This window comes from Aquidulcibacter sp., assembly GCF_049239865.1.
Lineage (GTDB): Bacteria > Pseudomonadota > Alphaproteobacteria > Caulobacterales > Aquidulcibacteraceae > Aquidulcibacter.
In genome coordinates this window covers 1-1,079 of the sequence record NZ_JBMLTR010000175.1, presented here as the reverse complement: position 1 = coordinate 1,079, position 1,079 = coordinate 1, and the positions used below count along the sequence as shown (strand labels likewise).

1 protein-coding gene is annotated in these 1,079 nt (G+C 55.1%); it reads left to right on the top strand.

The window, feature by feature from the left end; genetic code table 11:
- Window positions 1–112: 112 nt before the first annotated feature.
- On the top strand, window positions 113–1,078 hold the full coding sequence (locus ACOVRA_RS12055) for an IS110 family transposase (RefSeq protein WP_421720502.1): 966 nt from the start codon (window positions 113–115) through the stop codon (window positions 1,076–1,078).
- Window position 1,079: the final 1 nt, after the last annotated feature.

The following is a 1,079-nucleotide window of genomic DNA, read 5'->3' as shown; positions in this document are numbered from 1 at the left end:
AGGCGGGCAGTCATTTGTTTAATCTCCGAACAGTTGCCTGAGCTGTCGGAGGCCCAGCTGAGGGTTGTCTTGGCGTGGCTTCTGGCAAGCTCGTATGCACGAGGAGGGAGCTATGACAGAGACACAAAAACCATCTTCTAGACCCTTTATTGGGATCGACGTTGCCAAATATCGCTTTGACGGGGCCAGTTCTTCTGGGCCTATCATTGGACTTCACGTGCGGGAGCTACCCAGATTGGTTGACTGGGTAGAAAGCCAGAATCCGCAATTGGTGACGCTAGAATCGTCAGGTGGTTATGAACGAGACTTGGTCGCAGCCCTTGTGGAGAAGGACATTCCAGTCGCGGTTGTGAACCCGCGCCAAGTCCGCAATTTCGCTAAAGCCAGTGGTCGACTGGCGAAGACCGATGTCGTGGACGCAAAAGTCTTGGCCGCCTTTGGTGAAGCTATTCGTCCGGTGGTCCGAGACCCAAAAAGCCCTGAACTCATGGAGTTACGGGATCTGATTGCACGACGCCGTCAGCTTGTCGAAATGCGCAAAGTCGAGAAAACCCGCCTTGAAGGGGCCCGAACACCGGCCCTTGTCAAAGCCATTACACGCCACATCGATTGGTTGTCGGGCGAGATAAAGTCGGCCGATAAAGACCTCGATGGGGCCATCAAGGCCAATTCATCCTTCCAAGAAGATGATGAAATCTTGCAATCCATCCCAGGTGTCGGCCCAATACTCTCACGGACGCTGATCGGCGATCTCTCCGAACTGGCCTTTATGAACCAGCGACAAGCCGCCGCCCTCGTCGGCGTTGCGCCGTTCAATTGCGACTCTGGCATGATGCGCGGCAAGCGCGCGATCTGGGGCGGGCGCGGCGAAGTCCGCTCTGCCCTCTACATGGCTACGATCACTGCCATCAAGAAAAACCCTATCGTGAAAACCATCTATGACCGACAACGGGCTCAGTCCAAACCCTTCAAAGTCGCCCTTGTCGCCGCCATGCATCAGCTCCTAAAGCTCGCACAAGCACTGCTCAAATCCCGACAAAAATGGAATCCCCACTTGGCAAACCTCACAGTTGCTTGAC